The 17423-nt window shown below is 61.5% G+C and carries 19 protein-coding genes; 1 reads left to right on the plus strand and 18 read right to left on the minus strand.

All coding sequences use genetic code 11. The features are described 5' to 3' along the window. Positions 1–77: 77 nt before the first annotated feature. The 6 genes from VBE63_RS01850 to fur all read right to left on the minus strand — a co-directional run bounded on the left by VBE63_RS01850 (position 78) and on the right by fur (position 4935). Positions 78–638 (minus strand): hypoxanthine-guanine phosphoribosyltransferase, encoded by a 561-nt coding sequence (locus tag VBE63_RS01850; RefSeq protein WP_323681288.1) that lies wholly within the window; start codon positions 636–638, stop codon positions 78–80. Positions 639–757: 119 nt separating this feature from the next. Beyond that, the gene (nagZ, locus tag VBE63_RS01855; protein WP_416274494.1) at positions 758–1804 is read right to left on the minus strand and encodes a beta-N-acetylhexosaminidase; all 1047 of its coding nucleotides are present in this window, start codon (positions 1802–1804) and stop codon (positions 758–760) included. Between the two features lie 277 nt (positions 1805–2081). Further along, positions 2082–2879 carry an ABC transporter permease gene (locus VBE63_RS01860; RefSeq protein ID WP_323681290.1) on the minus strand — a complete coding sequence of 266 codons (798 nt, stop codon included), beginning with the start codon at positions 2877–2879 and terminating at the stop codon, positions 2082–2084. A 60-nt stretch (positions 2880–2939) separates the two neighbouring features. Then, complete coding sequence (gene nikB, locus VBE63_RS01865) at positions 2940–3869, minus strand: nickel ABC transporter permease (RefSeq protein WP_323681343.1); 930 nt, start codon at positions 3867–3869, stop codon at positions 2940–2942. Between the two features lie 11 nt (positions 3870–3880). Beyond that, positions 3881–4351, minus strand: coding sequence for a L,D-transpeptidase (locus VBE63_RS01870; protein ID WP_323681291.1), 471 nt, complete (start codon positions 4349–4351; stop codon positions 3881–3883). Positions 4352–4488: 137 nt separating this feature from the next. Further along, entirely contained in the window at positions 4489–4935 is a 447-nt protein-coding gene (gene fur, locus VBE63_RS01875; protein WP_323681344.1) for a ferric iron uptake transcriptional regulator, read from the minus strand. Between the two features lie 128 nt (positions 4936–5063). Between fur and VBE63_RS01880 the strand changes: the two genes are divergently transcribed. Further along, the gene (locus tag VBE63_RS01880) at positions 5064–5564 is read left to right on the plus strand and encodes an outer membrane protein assembly factor BamE (protein ID WP_323681292.1); all 501 of its coding nucleotides are present in this window, start codon (positions 5064–5066) and stop codon (positions 5562–5564) included. 75 nt (positions 5565–5639) lie between these two features. Here VBE63_RS01880 and VBE63_RS01885 read toward each other — a convergent pair whose 3' ends face one another. The 12 genes from VBE63_RS01885 to VBE63_RS01940 all read right to left on the minus strand — a co-directional run bounded on the left by VBE63_RS01885 (position 5640) and on the right by VBE63_RS01940 (position 17387). Continuing rightward, complete coding sequence (locus VBE63_RS01885; protein ID WP_323681293.1) at positions 5640–5984, minus strand: RnfH family protein; 345 nt, start codon at positions 5982–5984, stop codon at positions 5640–5642. Beyond that, a complete protein-coding gene (locus VBE63_RS01890) occupies positions 5974–6408 on the minus strand; it encodes a type II toxin-antitoxin system RatA family toxin (protein ID WP_323681294.1) in 435 nt (144 codons plus the stop codon). Before VBE63_RS01890 ends, VBE63_RS01885 begins: the two co-directional genes overlap by 11 nt. Position 6409: 1 nt before the next feature. Continuing rightward, the gene (locus VBE63_RS01895; RefSeq protein ID WP_323681345.1) at positions 6410–7780 is read right to left on the minus strand and encodes a sodium-dependent transporter; all 1371 of its coding nucleotides are present in this window, start codon (positions 7778–7780) and stop codon (positions 6410–6412) included. A gap of 1 nt (position 7781) precedes the next feature. Continuing rightward, positions 7782–9155, minus strand: a complete 1374-nt coding sequence (gene glmM, locus VBE63_RS01900; protein ID WP_323681295.1) for a phosphoglucosamine mutase — start codon at positions 9153–9155, stop codon at positions 7782–7784. Positions 9156–9190: 35 nt separating this feature from the next. Continuing rightward, positions 9191–9973, minus strand: coding sequence for a dihydropteroate synthase (gene folP, locus VBE63_RS01905; RefSeq protein ID WP_323681296.1), 783 nt, complete (start codon positions 9971–9973; stop codon positions 9191–9193). Between the two features lie 88 nt (positions 9974–10061). Further along, complete coding sequence (gene ftsH, locus VBE63_RS01910) at positions 10062–11984, minus strand: ATP-dependent zinc metalloprotease FtsH (protein ID WP_323681346.1); 1923 nt, start codon at positions 11982–11984, stop codon at positions 10062–10064. A gap of 88 nt (positions 11985–12072) precedes the next feature. Beyond that, a complete protein-coding gene (gene rlmE, locus VBE63_RS01915) occupies positions 12073–12696 on the minus strand; it encodes a 23S rRNA (uridine(2552)-2'-O)-methyltransferase RlmE (RefSeq protein ID WP_323681297.1) in 624 nt (207 codons plus the stop codon). A 46-nt stretch (positions 12697–12742) separates the two neighbouring features. Beyond that, positions 12743–13519, minus strand: coding sequence for a hypothetical protein (locus VBE63_RS01920; RefSeq protein WP_323681298.1), 777 nt, complete (start codon positions 13517–13519; stop codon positions 12743–12745). Positions 13520–13888: 369 nt separating this feature from the next. Continuing rightward, positions 13889–14245 (minus strand): high-potential iron-sulfur protein, encoded by a 357-nt coding sequence (locus VBE63_RS01925; RefSeq protein WP_323681299.1) that lies wholly within the window; start codon positions 14243–14245, stop codon positions 13889–13891. Positions 14246–14501: 256 nt separating this feature from the next. Beyond that, positions 14502–14921: a C40 family peptidase gene (locus VBE63_RS01930; RefSeq protein WP_323681300.1), complete on the minus strand. Its 420-nt coding sequence runs from the start codon at positions 14919–14921 to the stop codon at positions 14502–14504. A 352-nt stretch (positions 14922–15273) separates the two neighbouring features. After that, positions 15274–16911: an ABC transporter substrate-binding protein gene (locus VBE63_RS01935; RefSeq protein ID WP_323681301.1), complete on the minus strand. Its 1638-nt coding sequence runs from the start codon at positions 16909–16911 to the stop codon at positions 15274–15276. Then, positions 16911–17387, minus strand: a complete 477-nt coding sequence (locus VBE63_RS01940; protein ID WP_323681302.1) for a CYTH domain-containing protein — start codon at positions 17385–17387, stop codon at positions 16911–16913. Before VBE63_RS01940 ends, VBE63_RS01935 begins: the two co-directional genes overlap by 1 nt. Between the last annotated feature and the right edge of the window lie 36 nt (positions 17388–17423).

A 17423-nucleotide genomic window follows, 5' to 3' on the forward strand; every position in this document is an offset into this window, starting at 1 on the left:
AACCGCAAATTGTCAAAAAGCCCTTAATTATATTAGCTTTTTACGGACATCTCGAAAGCCTGTGCCAGGCGCCGAGCTTAGATATCGGCGGGAGCCGCCGCTAGGATGCGATTCGCATTACGGAAGTAGCTCTTGTAATCGAGCCCAAAGCCCATGACGTAGCGATCCGGGACCTGAAGGCCAACCAGGTCAGGCCGATAATCACAGTCGCGCTTGCGCTCCTTCTCGACCAGCACCGCGCTCAGCACAGATGCCGCCCCATCCTCGGTACAGGCCTGGACGATCGCCTCCATTGTCAGCCCTTCGTCGAAGATGTCGTCAATGACCAGCACATGCTCGCCCCGGACCGCCGCCGCGGGCCGATGCCGCCATTCGATCTCCCCGCCTCGGGTGCCACCGCGATAACGCGTTGCATGCACATAGTCGAGCCGCAGCGCGAAATCGAGCCGCGGCAACAGTAAGCCGGTGGCAACAATGCCGCCAGTCATCACGGCGAGCACCACCGGATCTTTATCACCGAGCCTAGCACTGATGGCATCGCTCATCCGCTGCAGCGCCGCTTCAACCTCAGCGGTTGTAACCAAGCACTCAGCGCGTCCCGCGATCGCCAGGTAATCCTCAGCGGTCATCTTATTCATCGATTATCTCCTGTGTCGGATATGTAGCCGAGCCGCGCATCCTCGACCTCGCCTCAGCGCCCGCAATAGGGCAGGATCATGCGCCATAAGATGGCCTGCAACAGCGGACAGGCATGCGTTCAAGCTGGCAACCGATCGATTGCCGTTAACGCAGCCAGCCGACGTTCAACGTTGCCCAGATCAAAGCCAGTTCGGGCCCGTAATCGCTGCAAACGCGCAGCTGACTGCGTCATCGGCCAATCCACGACCGCCTCGACCACCGCAATCGCCGCCTCGCGATTGTTACAGATCAAGGTCAGGTCACAACCGGCCTGCAAGGCCGCGAGCGCTCGAGCCGCCGGACTGCCGGCAATCCCTGCGCCGGCCATGTTGAGATCATCACTGATGATCGCGCCCCCGAAGCGCAGCCGCCCACGGAGCTGTTCACGGAGCCAAAACGCCGAGAAGCCGGCCGGATCAGGATCGATGGCAGCATAACGAACATGCGCAGGCATGATCGCCTCAAGCCCCTCCGCGATCAGCCGGCGGAACGGCAACAGATCCCAGTGCTCAAGTACGCTGAGCGGCCGATGATCCTCGGGCAACTCGAGATGCGAATCCGCGACGACGCCCCCGTGTCCAGGGAAATGCTTGCCGCAACCGGCCATACCGGCGCTGTGCACGCCTTGCAGCCAGGCCGTTGCCAGCGACGCCACAGCCTCCGGAGCCATCGCAAAGGCGCGATCGCCTATGACGTGGCTCAGGCCTTGCTCAACATCGAGCACCGGGGCGAAGCTGAAATCCACGCCCAGCTGGCGCAGCTCAGCAGCCATGAGCCAGCCAACAGCACGAGCCGCCTCCAATGCTGAACGCGGATCACGCGCGTAGAGGACGCCAAACCGCGACGCCGACGGCAAGCGCGTCAGCCCTTCGCTGAACCGTTGAACCCTTCCACCTTCCTGATCAACCGCGATCAGCAAGCGCCGCTCATCGACCCTGATGATCGCATCGGTTAAAGCCACAAGCTGTTCCGGCGTGACAAAGTTGCGCCGGAACAGAATCACCCCGCCGACCGCTGGATGACGCAACAGCTCACGTTCCTCGGCGCTCAGCTCGGCCCCCTCAAGATCGAGCATCACCGGCCCAAGCCGCCGCGGCCTGGGCACTTGGCCAGGATCTGCACTCATCATGAACCGACTCCGTCTCTCAACACTGGCCTGCCATCGTTGATAGCGCCCTGATCAGCAGGATGAATTTTCGTAACTTGCGAATACTTTAGAGACTGCCCTTCCTGGACAGTCTCTTAGGCGTCCAGCTGCACCTCGCCCTGTAGATCGGGGCACTACCCAACGGCTCTTTTTGGGATTCAGGCTCGAATCATACCGCTAGCGCCGGCTCTTTGTTGCCCAGCAAGCAACCTCCCCTTGCGGCTCAACCACTCACCACTCACCATGCACCACTTCTTCAAGACCGCACTCCACGCACATCAAGCCGGTCACGCAGGCGGTCACCGGCGAGATTGACCGCGAGCACGACCAGCAGCAGGGCAAAGCCAGGCGCAAGCACTAGGTGCGGAGAGACCAGCATGTAGGCGACGCCATCACGGATCATGCTCCCCCATGACGCTGCTGGCGGCTGGATACCCAGGCCAAGGAACGAGAGCCCAGCCTCGGCCACCACCACCGAGGCAACGCCAAACGTCGCCTCAACGATCAACGGCGCTGCCGCCAGCGGGAGCAGATGGCGGATCAGAATCCGGTACGATGGCACGGCCAGTGCCCGCGCCGCGAGTATATGATCGCGGCTGCGCAACGAAAGCACCTGCGCCCGCGTGAGCCGTGCGTAACCAACCCAACCGACGGCTGCCAGGGCGATGATCAGATTATCAAGCCCCGGCCCCAGCACCCCAGCGAGGGCAATCGCGAGCAGAATGCCGGGAAACGCAAGAAAGATATCGATCAGCCGTACCGTGGCCAAATCCAGCCAGCCACCCCAATAGCCGGCAACGCCGCCGACAATGACCCCAAGTGCCAACGAGAGCGCAACCACAGCAATCGCGACCAAGAAAGAGGTTCGCGAGCCGACGATCAGACGATCAAGCACCGGCCGCCCAAGATCATCGGTTCCCAGCGGTTGCTGCAGCGTCGGGCCTTGGAGGATCTGCGGAAGATCGATCTGATTCGGCGCCAACGGCAGCCAGGGGCCGATCAGTGCCGCCAAGGCCCAGACCACGAGGATGCCGACCGGGAGAATCAGACGCATGGCTCATCCCGCATCACGGACGACTCATCTTCCAAAATGCGGATTGCGGGATCGCGTCGCTCATGAGCCTGAGCCGATACTCACGCGCGGATCGAGCGCGGCATAAGCAAGATCCGTCGCTGTATTGACCAGCACATAGAGCGCGGCGATCAGCAACACCGTACCCTGGACCACAGGGAAGTCGCGCGCCTGGATGGCCTCGACCATCAGGCTGCCAACGCCCGGCCAGGCAAAGATGGTTTCGGTGATCACCGCGCCAGCAAGCAATGCGCCGAGCTGCAGCCCGATGAGGGTCAGCACCGGCAGCCAGGCATTGCGCAAGGCGTGACGGCGCAGTATCGCGCCCTCTGATAAGCCCTTGGCGCGAGCCGTGCGAATAAAGTCGTCGCCCAACACCTCGAGCACCGTGGCTCGCACCATCCGCGCCAAGATCGCGGCCAGTCCAGTACCCAGTGTGATCGCGGGCAGGATCAGGCTAGTTGGTTGCTGCATGCCGCTGACCGGCGTCCAACCCAGCCAAAGCGAAAAGACCAGGATCAGAAGTGGCCCGAGCCAGAAGTTCGGCACGGCAACACCTAACAGCGAAAAGCTCATCGCCAAGCTATCGATCAGGCGGTGCTGATAGCGTGCGGCGAGCACACCCAGCGGGATCGCGATCGCCAGCGCGAGGCTCAGCGCAGCGCTGGCGAGAAGCAAGGTCGGCGGCAATCGCTCCGCGAGGATGCTCGCCACCGGTCGTTGCTCACGCAGGGAACGGCCCAGATCGAGCCGCGCCAGCCCACCAAGATAGTCGAGGTACTGCTGCCACAGTGGCGCATCGAGCCCCAAGGCAGCGCGCAAGGCCGCCCGGTCCGCGGCACGAGCGGTCTCGCCAAGCATGGCGTCGACCGGATCACCGGGCACCAAATGGATCAACAGAAAGACCAGGGTGCAGGCGCCGAACATCACCAAGAATGCAGCACCCAGACGCACAACGACCAGCCGCGACATCATCAACGCCTTCAGTCGATCATGACCGGACAGCCGAGCGGCACGCAGTCGCAGAGTCTGATGATGTCAGCATTGCGCATCCGAATACAGCCATGCGACCGGGGCACCCCCATCGGCTCGCTATCCGGGCAGCCGTGGATATAGATAAAACGACTGAGAGTATCCACCATCCCGCCCCGATTGCGCCCAGACTCACAGCCGCTGAGCCAAAGGATGCGACTGAGAATCCAGTCTCGCTCCGGTGCAGCCGCGCCCAGTGCTGCGGAGTAGACCTCACCGGTCCAACGACGCCCACGGAACACCGCGCCAGAAGGACAGCCAACGCCAATCTTCAAGCGGATGCGATGGCGCCCACGAGGCGTGCAGCCGCTGCCGTTCAGCTCGCCAGGACCGAGCAGGGCGGTTGACACCGCGACCGCTTCAACCAGGGCATGGTCACGATAGAGCGCTAGCTGCTGCCGAGCGATGCTGATATGCAGCATCAGCCCAGGATCAATATCGGTCTCCGAGGCAGGCTGTGATCGGAGCGGACGCCTCGGCCCAAGCTCTCCCACATCCGACGACCGTGCCGGCGAATGCCAACCGCGCTCGGTGGAGTGAGACAAGGATTCCCTGCGCGTCACGAGCCCCGTTTGAGCCCTGCGGCCCGAGGGCAGTTATCGCCCTGCAGGCAGTCCCCATAAATGACAAGCGCATGATCGACGATCTTGAAGGCATTCTGCTCAGCGATCGCCCGCTGCCGATCTTCAATCACCTGGTCGAAGAACTCGACCACGGCCCCGCATTTCACGCAGACCAGATGATCATGGTGCCCGCCCCGATTGAGCTCGAACACCGACTGACCACCTTCAAAGTGATGGCGGACGACTAAGCCGGCGCCCTCAAACTGGGTCAACACCCGGTATACCGTCGCCAGCCCAATCTCCTCATCGGCGGCCAACAACTCCTTGTAGACCTCTTCAGCGCTCAGGTGTCGCTGCTCGCTGGTCTCGAGGATGTGCAAGATCTTCAGCCGCGGCACAGTGACTTTAAGTCCAGCCTGCTTGATCTGGCGCTGGTTCTCCATCGGCTTGTTATCCATACGACTTATCCATACGACCTTCTACGCGCTCAACGTCTGTTCGAGAATCTGATGCTGTACGCTCATGTGCGGTACCATCAGCGTTTATTCCACCCCTGCTTTATACCAGATTGATGCGAAGGCTTGTCATTCTTAGCTCGATCCTGATCCTCGTACCGGTCCTCGCGACAAGCGGCTGTGCTCGCGGCAAGAAACAAGAGGATCGCCCACGCGGCTCCATGCTCTCGAACCTGCCCTTCGTCTACAAGATGACGGTGCAGCAAGGCAACATCATTACGGAGCGGATGGTCAATCAGGTCCAGCTCGGCATGAACCGCGAGCAGGTGCGCTATCTCCTCGGGACGCCGCTGCTGACCGACATGTTTCACACGAATCGTTGGGATTACATCTACACCATTCGCCGCGGGCATCAGCCGATGGAGAGCCAGCGGCTGACGCTCTGGTTCGAGGAGGATCGGCTCGTGAGCATCGAGGGCTTCGCACAGCCGGACCCAGCTGCCGCACTCGCGGCACTGACAGAGGAGACAGTCGTCGTCGAGGTACCGGATTGGCGAGACGACCGCGGCATCATCTCACGCACGCTGAACGCCGTTGGCGTCGAGACCGCCGACTAGCCCTGCCTAACCCTAAGGAGCGTCCGATCCGGCCACGCCTCTTCGTCGCCCGTGCCCAGGAGAGGCCGAGCCAGGTCAGGCGCTCACTGCTGGACGCTCGGTCTCCTTTGCCTTCTCTTCCTCAGCCTTGGCTGTCGCGCCGGTCGCGCGCTGCTTGCGTGCCTGCTTCGGATCAGCGAGCAGCGGCGGATAGATCTCGACCCGATCACCGCTCGCTAGCACTTGATCGAGCTTAGCCACCTTGCCAAAGATGCCGACCTTGTTGACATCGAGATCGATCTCGGGAAAACGCCTGAGAATGCCGGAGCGTTCGATGGCATCAGCGAGGGTCATTCCAGGCTGGCCCTGCACTGGAATCAGCGCCTGCGCCCGCTCACGGGCATAAGCGACTTCAACATTAACGCTCTGTTCAATCACCATAAACCTCATCGGCTCGTTGACAAAAGGCATCGACCATCGAATTCGCGATCTGCCCGAAGACGCCGCCAAAGGCCTTGTCGATGAGGCGACCAGAGAACTCGAAATCCAGCTCCAGCTCAACCTTGCAGGCGTCCTCTCGCAGGCGGGTGAAGGTCCAAACGCCGCTGAGCTTGCGGAATGGACCGTCCTTGAGGTCCAGATACATGCGCTCTGGTGGCTCAAGTTTGTTACAGGTCGAGAACACTTGCCGAACGCCAAGCCGCGCGACCTCGATGCGCCCACAGAGCTCATCTTCGTTACGCGACAGCAAGGTCGCCGCATGACACCAAGGCAGGAAGCGTGGATAGCCCTCCACGTCTGCCACCAGATCAAACATTTCTTGCGCCGAGTGACGCACCAGCGCACTTTTCTTTACCTGCGGCACGTCAAATCAATCCAATTGCGTTCAAAAAGACCAGGATGACACAAACGGGCGCAAGCCAGCGAATCAGGCCGCGCCAAAGACGGAACATCAGCGCGCCATTGGTGACGCTGAACTCTTCTCTCAACACCTGCTCATCGAGCACCCAACCCACGAAGATGGCGATGAAGATGCCACCGAGCGGCAACAGCACATTGGCCGTCAGGTAATCGAAGAGCTCGAGAATGCCCTTCCCAAAGACTGTCAAGCTCGACCAGTCGTTCAACGACAGCAGACAGGCAATCCCCAGCAGCCAGACCGCAACCCCCGCGAGAAGGGATGCACGCACGCGGCTGAAGCCTTTATTCTCCACCAGGTAGGCCACCAGCGGCTCTAGCAAGGAGATCGCCGAGGTCCAGGCCGCAAATGCCAACAACAAGAAGAACAGCACCCCGAAAAAGGCCCCGAACGGCATCTGCCCGAAGGCGACCGGCAGGGTCTGGAAGATCAGCCCAGGCCCAGAGCTTGGCTCGAGACCGTAGGCGAACACAATCGGGAAGATCGCCAGCCCAGCGAGCAGGGCCACCAGGGTATCCATCCCAGCGATGATCGCCACGTTACCGCCAATCGAGGCATGGCTGCTGAGATAAGATCCATAGATCATGATCGCGCCCATGCCGAGACTGAGACTGAAAAAGGCCTGCCCCATGGCGCTCAAGATGGCCTCACCAGCGTTGGCCCTGAACTCGCCGAAGTCAGGGGTGAACAGGTACGCGAAACCCGTGCCAAAATCCCCAGCCTGCGCGGCATAAAGCACCATGACGATCAGCAACAGGAATAGCGTCGGCATCAGCAGGCGCACGGCCTTTTCCAAGCCACTCGCGACACCGCGCGCGACGACCATCACCACCAAGACCATGAAGATGGTATGCCAGGCCAAGAGCCGTTCAGGGTCCGCGATCAAGGCACCGAAGATCGCTTCGGAGGCTGCCCCATCGATGCCCGCAAATAAACCGCTGCCAGCCCGAAACACATAGGCCAGGGTCCAGCCCGCAATGACGCTGTAAAACGACAGGATCAGGAATCCGGACAAGATCCCCATCCAACCGAGCAATTGCCAGACGCGGCTGACGCCCGCCTGCTCAGCGAGCGCACGCATGGTGTTAATCGGACTCTGCCGCCCGCGACGCCCGAGCATGACCTCGGCAATCATGATGGGAACGCCGATGGCCGCGACACAGAGCAGATAGACGAGCACGAAGGCACCCCCACCATACTCGCCGGCGGCATAGGGAAAACGCCAAATATTACCCAGACCAACAGCAGAGCCGGTCGCCGCGAAGATGAAGGCGAGTCGCGATGACCACATGCCGTGAATCGAGGTCGTCTGCATCAGCTCAGGCCCCTAATTCGTCACGTACCAGTCCAGCAAGCGTTTCGGCTAGGGCCTGCACCTGAGCGGCATCAAAGCCCTCGACCATGACCCTCACCAAGGGCTCGGTCCCGGAGAGACGCAGCAGGATACGGCCTTGATCGCCGAGTTCGGCCTCGGCCGCGCGCAGCGCTTCCTGTATGCGCGGACGCGCCATCACATCGGTGCGCTGCTCCAGGCGAACATTGATCAGGACTTGCGGATAATGCTCGACCGGTCGCACCGCTTCGGCTAGGGTGGTACCGGAATCAGTCAATGCCTGCAAGACCTGCAGCGCGGCAATAATCCCGTCACCGGTCGTGGTCCGATCCCGGCAGATGATGTGGCCAGAAGGCTCGCCACCGAGTATGCCATCCTCTTCCTTGAGTCGCTCCATGATGTAGCGATCGCCAACCTGGGTGCGGACGAAATCGAGGCCCAGTCGGCGCAATGCGATCTCGAGTCCGAGGTTGCTCATCAGGGTGCCCACCACGGGTCCACGAACCTGCCCAAGGCTGCTCCGTGACTGAGCGATCAGGTAGATCAAGGCATCACCATCGACCAGTTGGCCATTGGCGTCGACCATCATCAGCCGATCACCATCGCCGTCGAAGGCGATACCCAGCGCAGCACCCTCGGCGACGACCGCCTCAGCCAAGGCACCGGGCTTGGTTGATCCCACCTCGCGATTGATGTTGAACCCATCAGGATGGGTGCCGATCGAGACCACTTCGGCGCCGAGCTCCTCGAAGACGTAGGGCGCGACGTTGTAAGTCGCCCCATTGGCGCAGTCCAAGACCAGCTTCAGCCCCTTGAGCGACGTCGACGACGGAATGCTGCCCTTACAGAACTCGATATAGCGCCCAGCCGCATCATCAACACGCCGGACCTTCCCGAGATCGGACGAGGGGACCGTGCGCAGAGGCTGATCAATCGCCGCTTCGATCGCGTACTCGACCGCATCGGGCAGCTTGTCGCCGTCACTGGAAAAGAATTTGATGCCGTTGTCATCGAACGGATTGTGCGAGGCGGTGATGACGATCCCGGCAGCGGCGCGAAAGGTGCGCGTCAGATAGGCAACCCCGGGCGTTGGCATCGGTCCCAGCAGGCGGATATCCACGCCGGCCGCAACCAAGCCCGCCTCGAGGGCCGACTCGAACATGTAGCCAGAGATGCGCGTGTCCTTGCCGATCAAGACCGTACTGCTGCCGTTGCCTTGACCGAACACACGGCCAGCCGCCCAGCCCAGCTTGACGACAAAGTCAGGGCTCACACTCGGATCGCCGACGCGACCCCGAATCCCATCGGTGCCGAAATACTTGCGCTTCAACTGTTCACCTTTGTAATTCGTGACGACCAACAGCCGTTATCGAGCCAACAGCACCACTCACCACTTCAACACTCTATCGCGGCGACTGCAAGGTAAACCCGGAGGGCATCAGAGGTCGCCGCAACGTCATGGGTGCGAATGATTGCAGCCCCGCGCGCGAGTGCAAGCGTGGCTGCCGCAACCCCAGCCGGCACTCGGCCGCGTACATCACGCCCGGTGAGCGCGCCAAGCATCGATTTGCGTGACAGGCCAACGAGCAACGGCAGCTCGAGTACAGCAAGCTGCTCTAAACGCGCCAGCAGGGTGAGATTATGCGCGAGCGTCTTACCAAAGCCAAAACCGGGATCAACCAACAGCCGATGGCGCGGGATACCCACCTGCTCGCAGGCAGCGACCCGCGCCGCTAGGAACGCGATCACATCGGCAACCACATCCGCGTATTGCGGTTGCTGCTGCATTCTGCGGGGCTCGCCCTGCATGTGCATCAGGCAGACCGGAAGACCGGTCTCCGCTGCCACATCCAGCGCCCCTGGCACCCGCAATGCATAAACATCGTTGATCAAGCTTGCGCCGGCACCGGCCGCCGCACGCATCACCTCGGGCTTGGAGGTATCGACGGAGATCGGCGCCTCGATCCGCGACGCGAGCGCCTCGATCACCGGCACCACCCGCTCGATCTCAAGCGCCTCAGCGACAGGCTCAGCACCCGGGCGCGTCGACTCACCGCCAACGTCGATGATCGTCGCGCCCTCGGCAACCATCCGCTCAGCATGCTCGAGTGCGCGCTCAATAGAAACGAAATCACCCCCGTCCGAGAAGGAGTCGGGGGTGATGTTCAAGATGCCCATGACATGGGGCTCGGTCAAATCAATCGACCGAGCCCCACACTGCAGTACCCTCATCATCAAGGGCGAGGGTTGAGCAGGCCGAAGTCCATCAGTGCTCGCCCGCGGGACCGCCGATCGGGCCAGAGGCGGGACGGCCATCGGTTGATGGCGTGACCGGCGCGGTTGCACTGCCACCCGGACGCTTCGGCTCGTCACTGTTCCAATCCTTCGGCGGCCTTGGCTCCCGACCCTCCATGATGTCGTTGATCTGCTCGGCATCGATGGTCTCGTACTTCATCAAGGCCGCGGCCATCGCGTGCAGATGATCCATGTGCTCGACGAGGATTGTCTTCGCCCGCTCATAGTTACGATCAATGAAGCTTCGGACCTCCTTGTCGATCAGATGGGTCGTCTCGTCCGACACCGACTTGTGCTGTGTCACCGAATGACCCAAGAAGACCTCTTGCTCGTCCTCGCTATAGGTCAATGGACCCAGCTTATCGGACAGGCCCCATTTGGTGACCATGTTGTGAGCAATATCCGTCGCACGCTGGATGTCGTTCGAGGCGCCGGTGGTGACCATCTCCGGACCAAAGATCAGTTCTTCCGCCAGCCGCCCGCCAAACAGGCTCGAGATTTGACTCTCGAGACGCTGCTTGCTGTAGCTGAAGCGGTCGTCCTCGGGCAAGAATAGGGTCACACCCAGCGCACGACCGCGCGGAATAATGCTGACCTTGTGCACCGGATCATGCTGCGGCACCAGTCGGCCGACGATTGCGTGCCCGGACTCGTGATAGGCGGTCAGCTTCTTCTCGTCTTCGGACATGACCATCGAGCGGCGCTCGGCGCCCATCATGATCTTGTCCTTGGCCTTCTCGAGGTCTTCCATGTCGACCAAGCGCTTATTGGCGCGGGCAGCGAACAGAGCCGCCTCGTTCACCAGGTTGGCCAGATCCGCGCCGGAGAAGCCCGGGGTGCCACGCGCAATCAGCGAGGGCGTCACATCCTCGGCGGTTGGGATCTTACGCATGTGGACCTTGAGCACCTGCTCGCGGCCACGCACATCCGGTAGAGGCACCACCACCTGGCGATCAAAACGGCCCGGGCGCAGCAAGGCTGGATCGAGCACATCAGGCCGGTTGGTCGCCGCGATCACGATCACGCCCTCGTTCCCCTCGAAGCCGTCCATCTCGACCAGCAGCTGGTTGAGGGTCTGCTCGCGCTCATCATGTCCGCCGCCCAGCCCCGCACCGCGGTGACGACCGACGGCATCGATCTCATCGATGAAGATGATGCAGGGCGCGTGCTTCTTAGCCTGCTCGAACATGTCGCGGACCCGCGAGGCGCCAACACCGACGAACATCTCGACGAAATCCGAGCCCGAGATGGTAAAGAACGGCACCTTGGCCTCGCCAGCGATGGCGCGCGCGAGCAGTGTCTTGCCGGTACCCGGAGGCCCTACCATCAGCACGCCCTTCGGAATCTTACCCCCTAGCTTCTGGAACTTGGACGGGTCCTTGAGGAAGTCGACGACCTCGACCACCTCATCCTTAGCTTCCTCGGCACCGGCCATATCGGCAAAGGTCACCTTGACCTGATCCTCACTCAGCATGCGCGCCTTGCTCTTGCCGAACGACATGGCGCCACGACCGCCGCCGCCGCCCTGCATCTGCCGCATGAAGAAGATCCAGAGGCCGATCAGGATGAAGAGCGGGAACCAGTTGATCAGGATCTGCATCAGCACCGAGGGCTTCTCTGGCGGTGCAGCGCGTATCTCAACATTATTGTTAAGCAGATCGCCGACCATGCCGTCATCGCCGGGGCTAAAGGTGGTAAAGCGCTGACCGTTCTGGTTGACACCATCGATCGTGCGCCCTTGCACCGTCACCTCTTTCACCTGCCCTTGACGGACTTGGTCGATGAAATCGGAGTAGGCCAGGGTCTGTGGACCCGTCTGAGTGGCCGTGAAATTGTTGAACACGGACATCAGCACGATCGCGATGACCACCCAAAGAATCAGATTTTTCGCCATGTCGCTCACGGCATCGGCCTCTTGAAGCACTGCGATGCCCAAGCGGAGCGGCTCGAGAATCGCAAAAATGGATAAGGTTAGGTGGACGTTACCGGACTTGACGTCCTTTCGCTACCAGGTAAACCTCCCGGCTTGCCGCCCGAGAGGCACTTGGCTTTCGGATTTTGACCTGCTGGTAATGTTGTTTAAGGTCTTTCAGTGCGATATCAAAGCCCTCGCCTTGGAATGCCTTAATCACCAGGCTACTCCCCGGTTTGGCATACTGCACTGCAAAATCAACGCTTAGCTCAACGAGATACATCATCCTCGGCTGATCGACCGCCGGCATACCAGACAGGTTTGGGGCCATATCCGAAAGCACAAGATCGACACCGCTGTCGCCAATCCGTTCACTCAGCAGCGCCAAATCCTCTGCTTCGCGAAAGTCGCCACGGAGGATCTCGACACCAGCAATGGGCTCCATCTCGAGCAGGTCGATCGCCACTAAGGCGCCTTTGGGTCCGATGCGCTTGGCCACCACCTGCGACCAGCCACCAGGCGCCGCACCAAGGTCCACCACGCATTGCCCCGAGCGCAAGAAACGATCGCGCTGATCAAGCTCGATCAGCTTATAGGCCGCCCGCGAGCGATAACCATCCCGCTGCGCCTGCTGCACATAGGGATCGCTGAGATGCCGTTGCATCCAGCGGCGATCGCCTTTGCGCCCGGTCATGCGCGCAGACCAGGACAGAACAGCCAGTCGACCTGCTTAAATGCCATCAGAGGTCGTCGACCCAGGCAAAGTCAAACAGTTCCAGTAACGCACCTGTCACACTTCCAGCGGCGATGCCCACCGCCACGGCAAGCGGCAATGCCGACGAGGTGCTCTCGACCACCTGGAGAAAGAAGCCTGGCCGGTCGTAGCCGGATAACAGACTCGCGAAGGCCCAGAAGCTACCGCCGACGATGACCGCAACAACCCCAATCACCAGCCCCTCGGCCACCGGGCACCAGCGCCGCGGCAAACCGCCGGCCGTGGTCGCAACAGTCCGCAACGAGGCAACGTAGATGACGCCATTGACAGAGACCAAAAAGGCCACCGCGACTACAGGAGAGAGATCAAACCCCAGAACCACCAACAGCGACAGCGCAGCACCGGAGAGGGCCCCACTGAGGGCACCGACCAAGGCCTTCGCCGGTACGTTAGCCGTACAGCGACTCGGGAACTCGATCAGCAGCCCTGTCGCCAGGCCGAGTACCCCGCAGAGCAGCGCTGCGTGCCAGAACACCGCCTGCTCATAGAACGCGATCAGCACGAACAGGGTCGTCACGACACCAATCAAGCTCGCAGCCAAGGCAGCCTGTCGCGCGCTGTAGTAGGAGGCACCGATCGCCCCCGCACCAGTGGCTGCAACGACAAAGGAGAGCGGCCCCAGGTAAGGCTCGAGCAGTGCTTCGAGAACGATGAACAAAGGCGCGTAAATGGCGCCAATCAGCGCCCAGAGCAGCATGCGAATCAGCAGTTGGCGAGTGACTGGCAGCAGCGCGAGACTCATGACTCAGATCCAATCAGAAAAAACACATCGCAGCACATCGCAGCCACGCAGACATTCGCTGGGCGACGTTGCCATTGGGTTGAGAGTAGGAGGTTGCAGCAGCAGGCTCAACACTAGAGTTGCCGGGGGAAACAACCGGGAGCCTGGGGCAGAATCGTCGATGACGATCCCCTAGTGCCACGATCACTTAGTACAAGGATAGCGGTCAAGTCAAGCGCTAGCGGCTGGCCTGGATCAGCTCGTGGGGACCGGCTCGTGGGGATGGACTGAGAGGGACTGAGCGAACAAGTCACGTCGGATCTCAAGGGGAGCGGGGCGCGAGGCGCCCCGGGCCGGGCTCAGAGGCCACGGCAGGACAACAAGGCCAAATTAACCGGCCTTGAGGGTCCAAGATGCACACCAGCCGGTCTCATGCACGGCCTTACCGGGGAACAGACTGCAGGGGCGCCACTCGCCAGAGTCAGCCAACACGAACTGACAGTTGTTGCAGAACTGCTCTTCTGCAGGCAAACCTGGACGCGCCGCGGCAGCGCGGTCGGCCTCGGTTGCCTCATGATGATACTTCAGCGCCTGTGCAGTCGGATCGGTTGCCGGATCAACGTGCGGCAGATCCTGCGCCTGGGCGGCGGCGATGCCAACCAGGTTAACCAGCGGCACCGAGGCAAGACCACCAAGCATCATCTTGACGGCGTCGCGACGGCTCTTGTTCATTGGCTTATCGGACATTCTGACGTCTCCTTCAGAGCGTGGACTAAGATTGCTCGAACGGCCCGGTGTCACCACGCAGGCCCGGACCGCCGGCCATTTTGCACGAACGGCCCGGAAAAGGCGAGAGCAACGCTCGGTTGAGTCGACCGGGCGCGATGGATCGATCGCCAAATCCGTTTCAGTAGACAGCTGAGCGAGAAGCCTGTTCCAGCCTCACGCAGGTTACCAGGCCCTTGGCTGTTCCTATACTCATCAACGCTCAGGGGCTGAGTCGTTACAGGTAGCTTCCAGCCCCGCGGAACCGCTCGCGCCAGTAGTGGCTGCCGAGATTCGCGAGCCGGACGTGGCGCTTCGAGGTGGAGGCATGGACAAAGCGCTCCCCATCGACCATGAGGCCAACATGATACTGGTTCGGCCCGGTCTTGAAGAAGACGAGATCACCCGGCTTCGGGTGACCGCGCAGCGGCCTTGCCGCGGCCTGTTGCTGAGTCGAGACGCGCGGAATGCTCATCCCCGCCGCCTGATGGGCGACCAGCATCAGCCCACTACAATCAAGGGCCTGATAAGGGGTCTCTCCTCCGTAGACATAGGGAGTCCCAACCTGCGACAGCGCCGCCATCACAACATTGGCCCGTTTGGGCTCAAGATTGCTGAGATCGAAGGTTTCGCCGGCAACCTCAACACGTCGGGCCAAGGAGGAGGAGCTAGGCGTACTTGCACAACCGATCAGGACGAGGGACGAGCCCAACAAGGCGCCCAATAGCCGCGACCGCTGCACTCGACGCGTTCGATGGAAGGAACGGGAGATCCTGAGCGCTTTTGACATTTTACCCGATAAAGACTTTCTAACCCAATGTAAAAGAAAAGTTTAGTACCGAGCAAATCATTGTCAAGCAAGACCAGTGTGCCGACCTCATCGAGCAGTGCAAGGTTGCGGGTCATCCACTCCCTTGGGTCTTCGATGCGACAACGAGTCATCGCGGCGCCTAGGCGACAGACCGCGACCGACAAGCGTCCGCTGCGGATAGACAGGCTGGACAGACAGGCTAACGCGGCTCAGCCCGTTCGATCCCGGCCCGTTTAACCTCGGCTAGCCCGTCGTAATTCCCATCTGGTGCCAACCGATAGCCGATTAGTCCGTCTCTCAGCACCGCAATCTGATCCTCGTACCAGAGCGGCATATAGGGGAGGTCCCGGTGCAACAACGACTGGAGCTCCCGATAGAGACTGGCCTGCCGCTCCAGATCAGGCTCGCGGCGGGCGGTGTCGATCAGCTGGTCCGCCTCTGGGCTCAGGTAGTATCCGCGGTTGGCTCCGCCCGGGGGCGTCGAGTCGCTATGGAAGACATAACGGAAGATGTCGGGCAGCCGAATCCCCACCCAGGTGAGACCAAACAGCTGAAAACGCCCGGCCTTGATATCGCCGAAGAAGGTGCCCCAGTCGTAGCTTTGGATCTCGAGATCGATCCCGACTGCCGCCAGTTGCGCCTGCAACAGGCTTGCGAGCCGCAGCCGGAATGGATCGCTCGAGGTCTTATAAGAGAGCGCCAAGGGCAGGTCCTTGGCATAACCAGCCTCGGCCAACAGCCTTTTCGCCTGGGCAGGATCATAATCGTAGGCTGAAAGCCCAGCCGCCCCAGCCCAATGCTCAGGCGGCAGCAGGGCCTCGGCAAGCCGGCCTTGATCTCGGAACAGCCAGCGCAGGATCGCCTCGCGATCGATGGCGTGCGCGATCGCTCGACGCACCCGCGGATCACCAGTGACCGGATCAGCAAGATTAAAGCCGAGATAGGAGAAGTTGATCCCCGCCGCCGTCAACACCTGAATCCCCGGACGCTCGCGCAACAGGCCGACCAACTCCGGCGGTAGATCGTTCTGCAGCAGATCGACCTCGCCGCGCAGCAGCTTCATGACGCGGACATTCGGGTCCTTGACCCGGACTAAGCGCAGCCGCTGCCCGTCGCGACGGCGCTCAAGTTCCAGCCGATCCGCCGTTGGCCAGGCAATCAAACGCAGCACCCCGCTGCCGATCGGGCGGCGCTGGAACGGATGCCCAGCCGCAACCTGCTCGGCCGGCAGGATGCCAAGGCCGAGGTAGGCGGGAAACAGCGGATCAGGCTCCGAGAGGTGAAATAGGAGCCGACGCTGATCCAGCTCCTCGATGCGCTCAATCAACGCCAGCGGCGCCCGATGCGGCGATGCCAGCGCTGGGTCGAGGATCGAGCGATAGGTCGCGGCCACATCGGCACTCGTCACCCGCTGGCCATCGCTGAACCTTGGTAGATCAGGTTTGAGCTCGAAGCGATACTGCAAAGGCGACAACTGCTCCCAACGCGCGATACCGGGGATCGGCCGTCCGGTTTCGTCCAGCTCCACCAGGCGCGCATAGAGCAGCCGATTAACCCGCTCGGAGGTAGCATCCGTCGCCAAGCGAGGGTCCAGATTCGCTGGCGCCTGGGAAACGGCAAGCACAATCGCCCTGGCATCATCAGGCTCCGCGCAACCGACCAGCACGAGGACGCTGTTGATGCCAACGAGGGCGATGAGGGCGAGCGGCGGCAAGTGCAAGACCAAGCGCATGACAAGGCGCAAGGGCAGCGGCAGTCGCAGCGCCCTCAGGCTCGGAACCGCGACCTCCGCAGCATGCAGCCGCTCGTCAATGCCGCGCGCCCTCAACCGTCTCACTAGGACTCTCGCCAGTCCTTGAACGGATGTCGCGCCAGATTGGCGTTGTAATAGCGCGGGTCGTCGCTGACCTCGGCACCGAGCCAGGCGGGCCGCTCGAAGGACTCGCTTTCAGTCTCCAGCTCGATCTCGGCCAATACCAAGCCCGCATTCTCACCAGCGAACAGATCCACCTCCCAAAGGTGATCGCCGCAGCGCACGCGATGCCGAATCTTGTCGATAATCGCGGTCTCGGCCAGCTCGCGCAGCATGGCTTGAGCATCCTCGGCGGGGATCGGATACTCGTATTCGCTGCGACTGATCCCGCGCGTCGCGCCCTTGATCGTCAAGCGTCCCTGGCCCCCGTCGAGCCGGACTCGCACCGTCAGCACCGGTGTCGAGGCCAGATAGCCCTGCATCAGATGCGTCTCAGACAGCACCTGCTCGCGCCAACCCTCATTGCAAACCAGGAACTTGCGCTCGATCTCAATCGCCATCTGAACAGCCTCTATCAGCTGTAGGCTAAGGGCCTG

The sequence above is a fragment of the Lamprobacter sp. genome (genome assembly GCF_034860625.1).
Lineage (GTDB): Bacteria > Pseudomonadota > Gammaproteobacteria > Chromatiales > Chromatiaceae > Lamprobacter.

Coding starts and splice junctions, on each gene's coding strand:
- VBE63_RS01850 (WP_323681288.1), bottom strand. CDS start 638: ATGAATAAGATGACCGCTGAGGATTACCTGGCGATCGCGGGACGCGCT.
- nagZ (WP_416274494.1), bottom strand. CDS start 1,804: ATGAGTGCAGATCCTGGCCAAGTGCCCAGGCCGCGGCGGCTTGGGCCG.
- VBE63_RS01860 (WP_323681290.1), bottom strand. CDS start 2,879: ATGCGTCTGATTCTCCCGGTCGGCATCCTCGTGGTCTGGGCCTTGGCG.
- nikB (WP_323681343.1), bottom strand. CDS start 3,869: ATGTCGCGGCTGGTCGTTGTGCGTCTGGGTGCTGCATTCTTGGTGATG.
- VBE63_RS01870 (WP_323681291.1), bottom strand. CDS start 4,351: ATGCTGCATATCAGCATCGCTCGGCAGCAGCTAGCGCTCTATCGTGAC.
- fur (WP_323681344.1), bottom strand. CDS start 4,935: ATGGAGAACCAGCGCCAGATCAAGCAGGCTGGACTTAAAGTCACTGTG.
- VBE63_RS01880 (WP_323681292.1), top strand. CDS start 5,064: ATGCGAAGGCTTGTCATTCTTAGCTCGATCCTGATCCTCGTACCGGTC.
- VBE63_RS01885 (WP_323681293.1), bottom strand. CDS start 5,984: ATGGTGATTGAACAGAGCGTTAATGTTGAAGTCGCTTATGCCCGTGAG.
- folP (WP_323681296.1), bottom strand. CDS start 9,973: ATGGGCATCTTGAACATCACCCCCGACTCCTTCTCGGACGGGGGTGAT.
- ftsH (WP_323681346.1), bottom strand. CDS start 11,984: ATGGCGAAAAATCTGATTCTTTGGGTGGTCATCGCGATCGTGCTGATG.
- rlmE (WP_323681297.1), bottom strand. CDS start 12,696: ATGACCGGGCGCAAAGGCGATCGCCGCTGGATGCAACGGCATCTCAGC.
- VBE63_RS01920 (WP_323681298.1), bottom strand. CDS start 13,519: ATGAGTCTCGCGCTGCTGCCAGTCACTCGCCAACTGCTGATTCGCATG.
- VBE63_RS01925 (WP_323681299.1), bottom strand. CDS start 14,245: ATGTCCGATAAGCCAATGAACAAGAGCCGTCGCGACGCCGTCAAGATG.
- VBE63_RS01940 (WP_323681302.1), bottom strand. CDS start 17,387: ATGGCGATTGAGATCGAGCGCAAGTTCCTGGTTTGCAATGAGGGTTGG.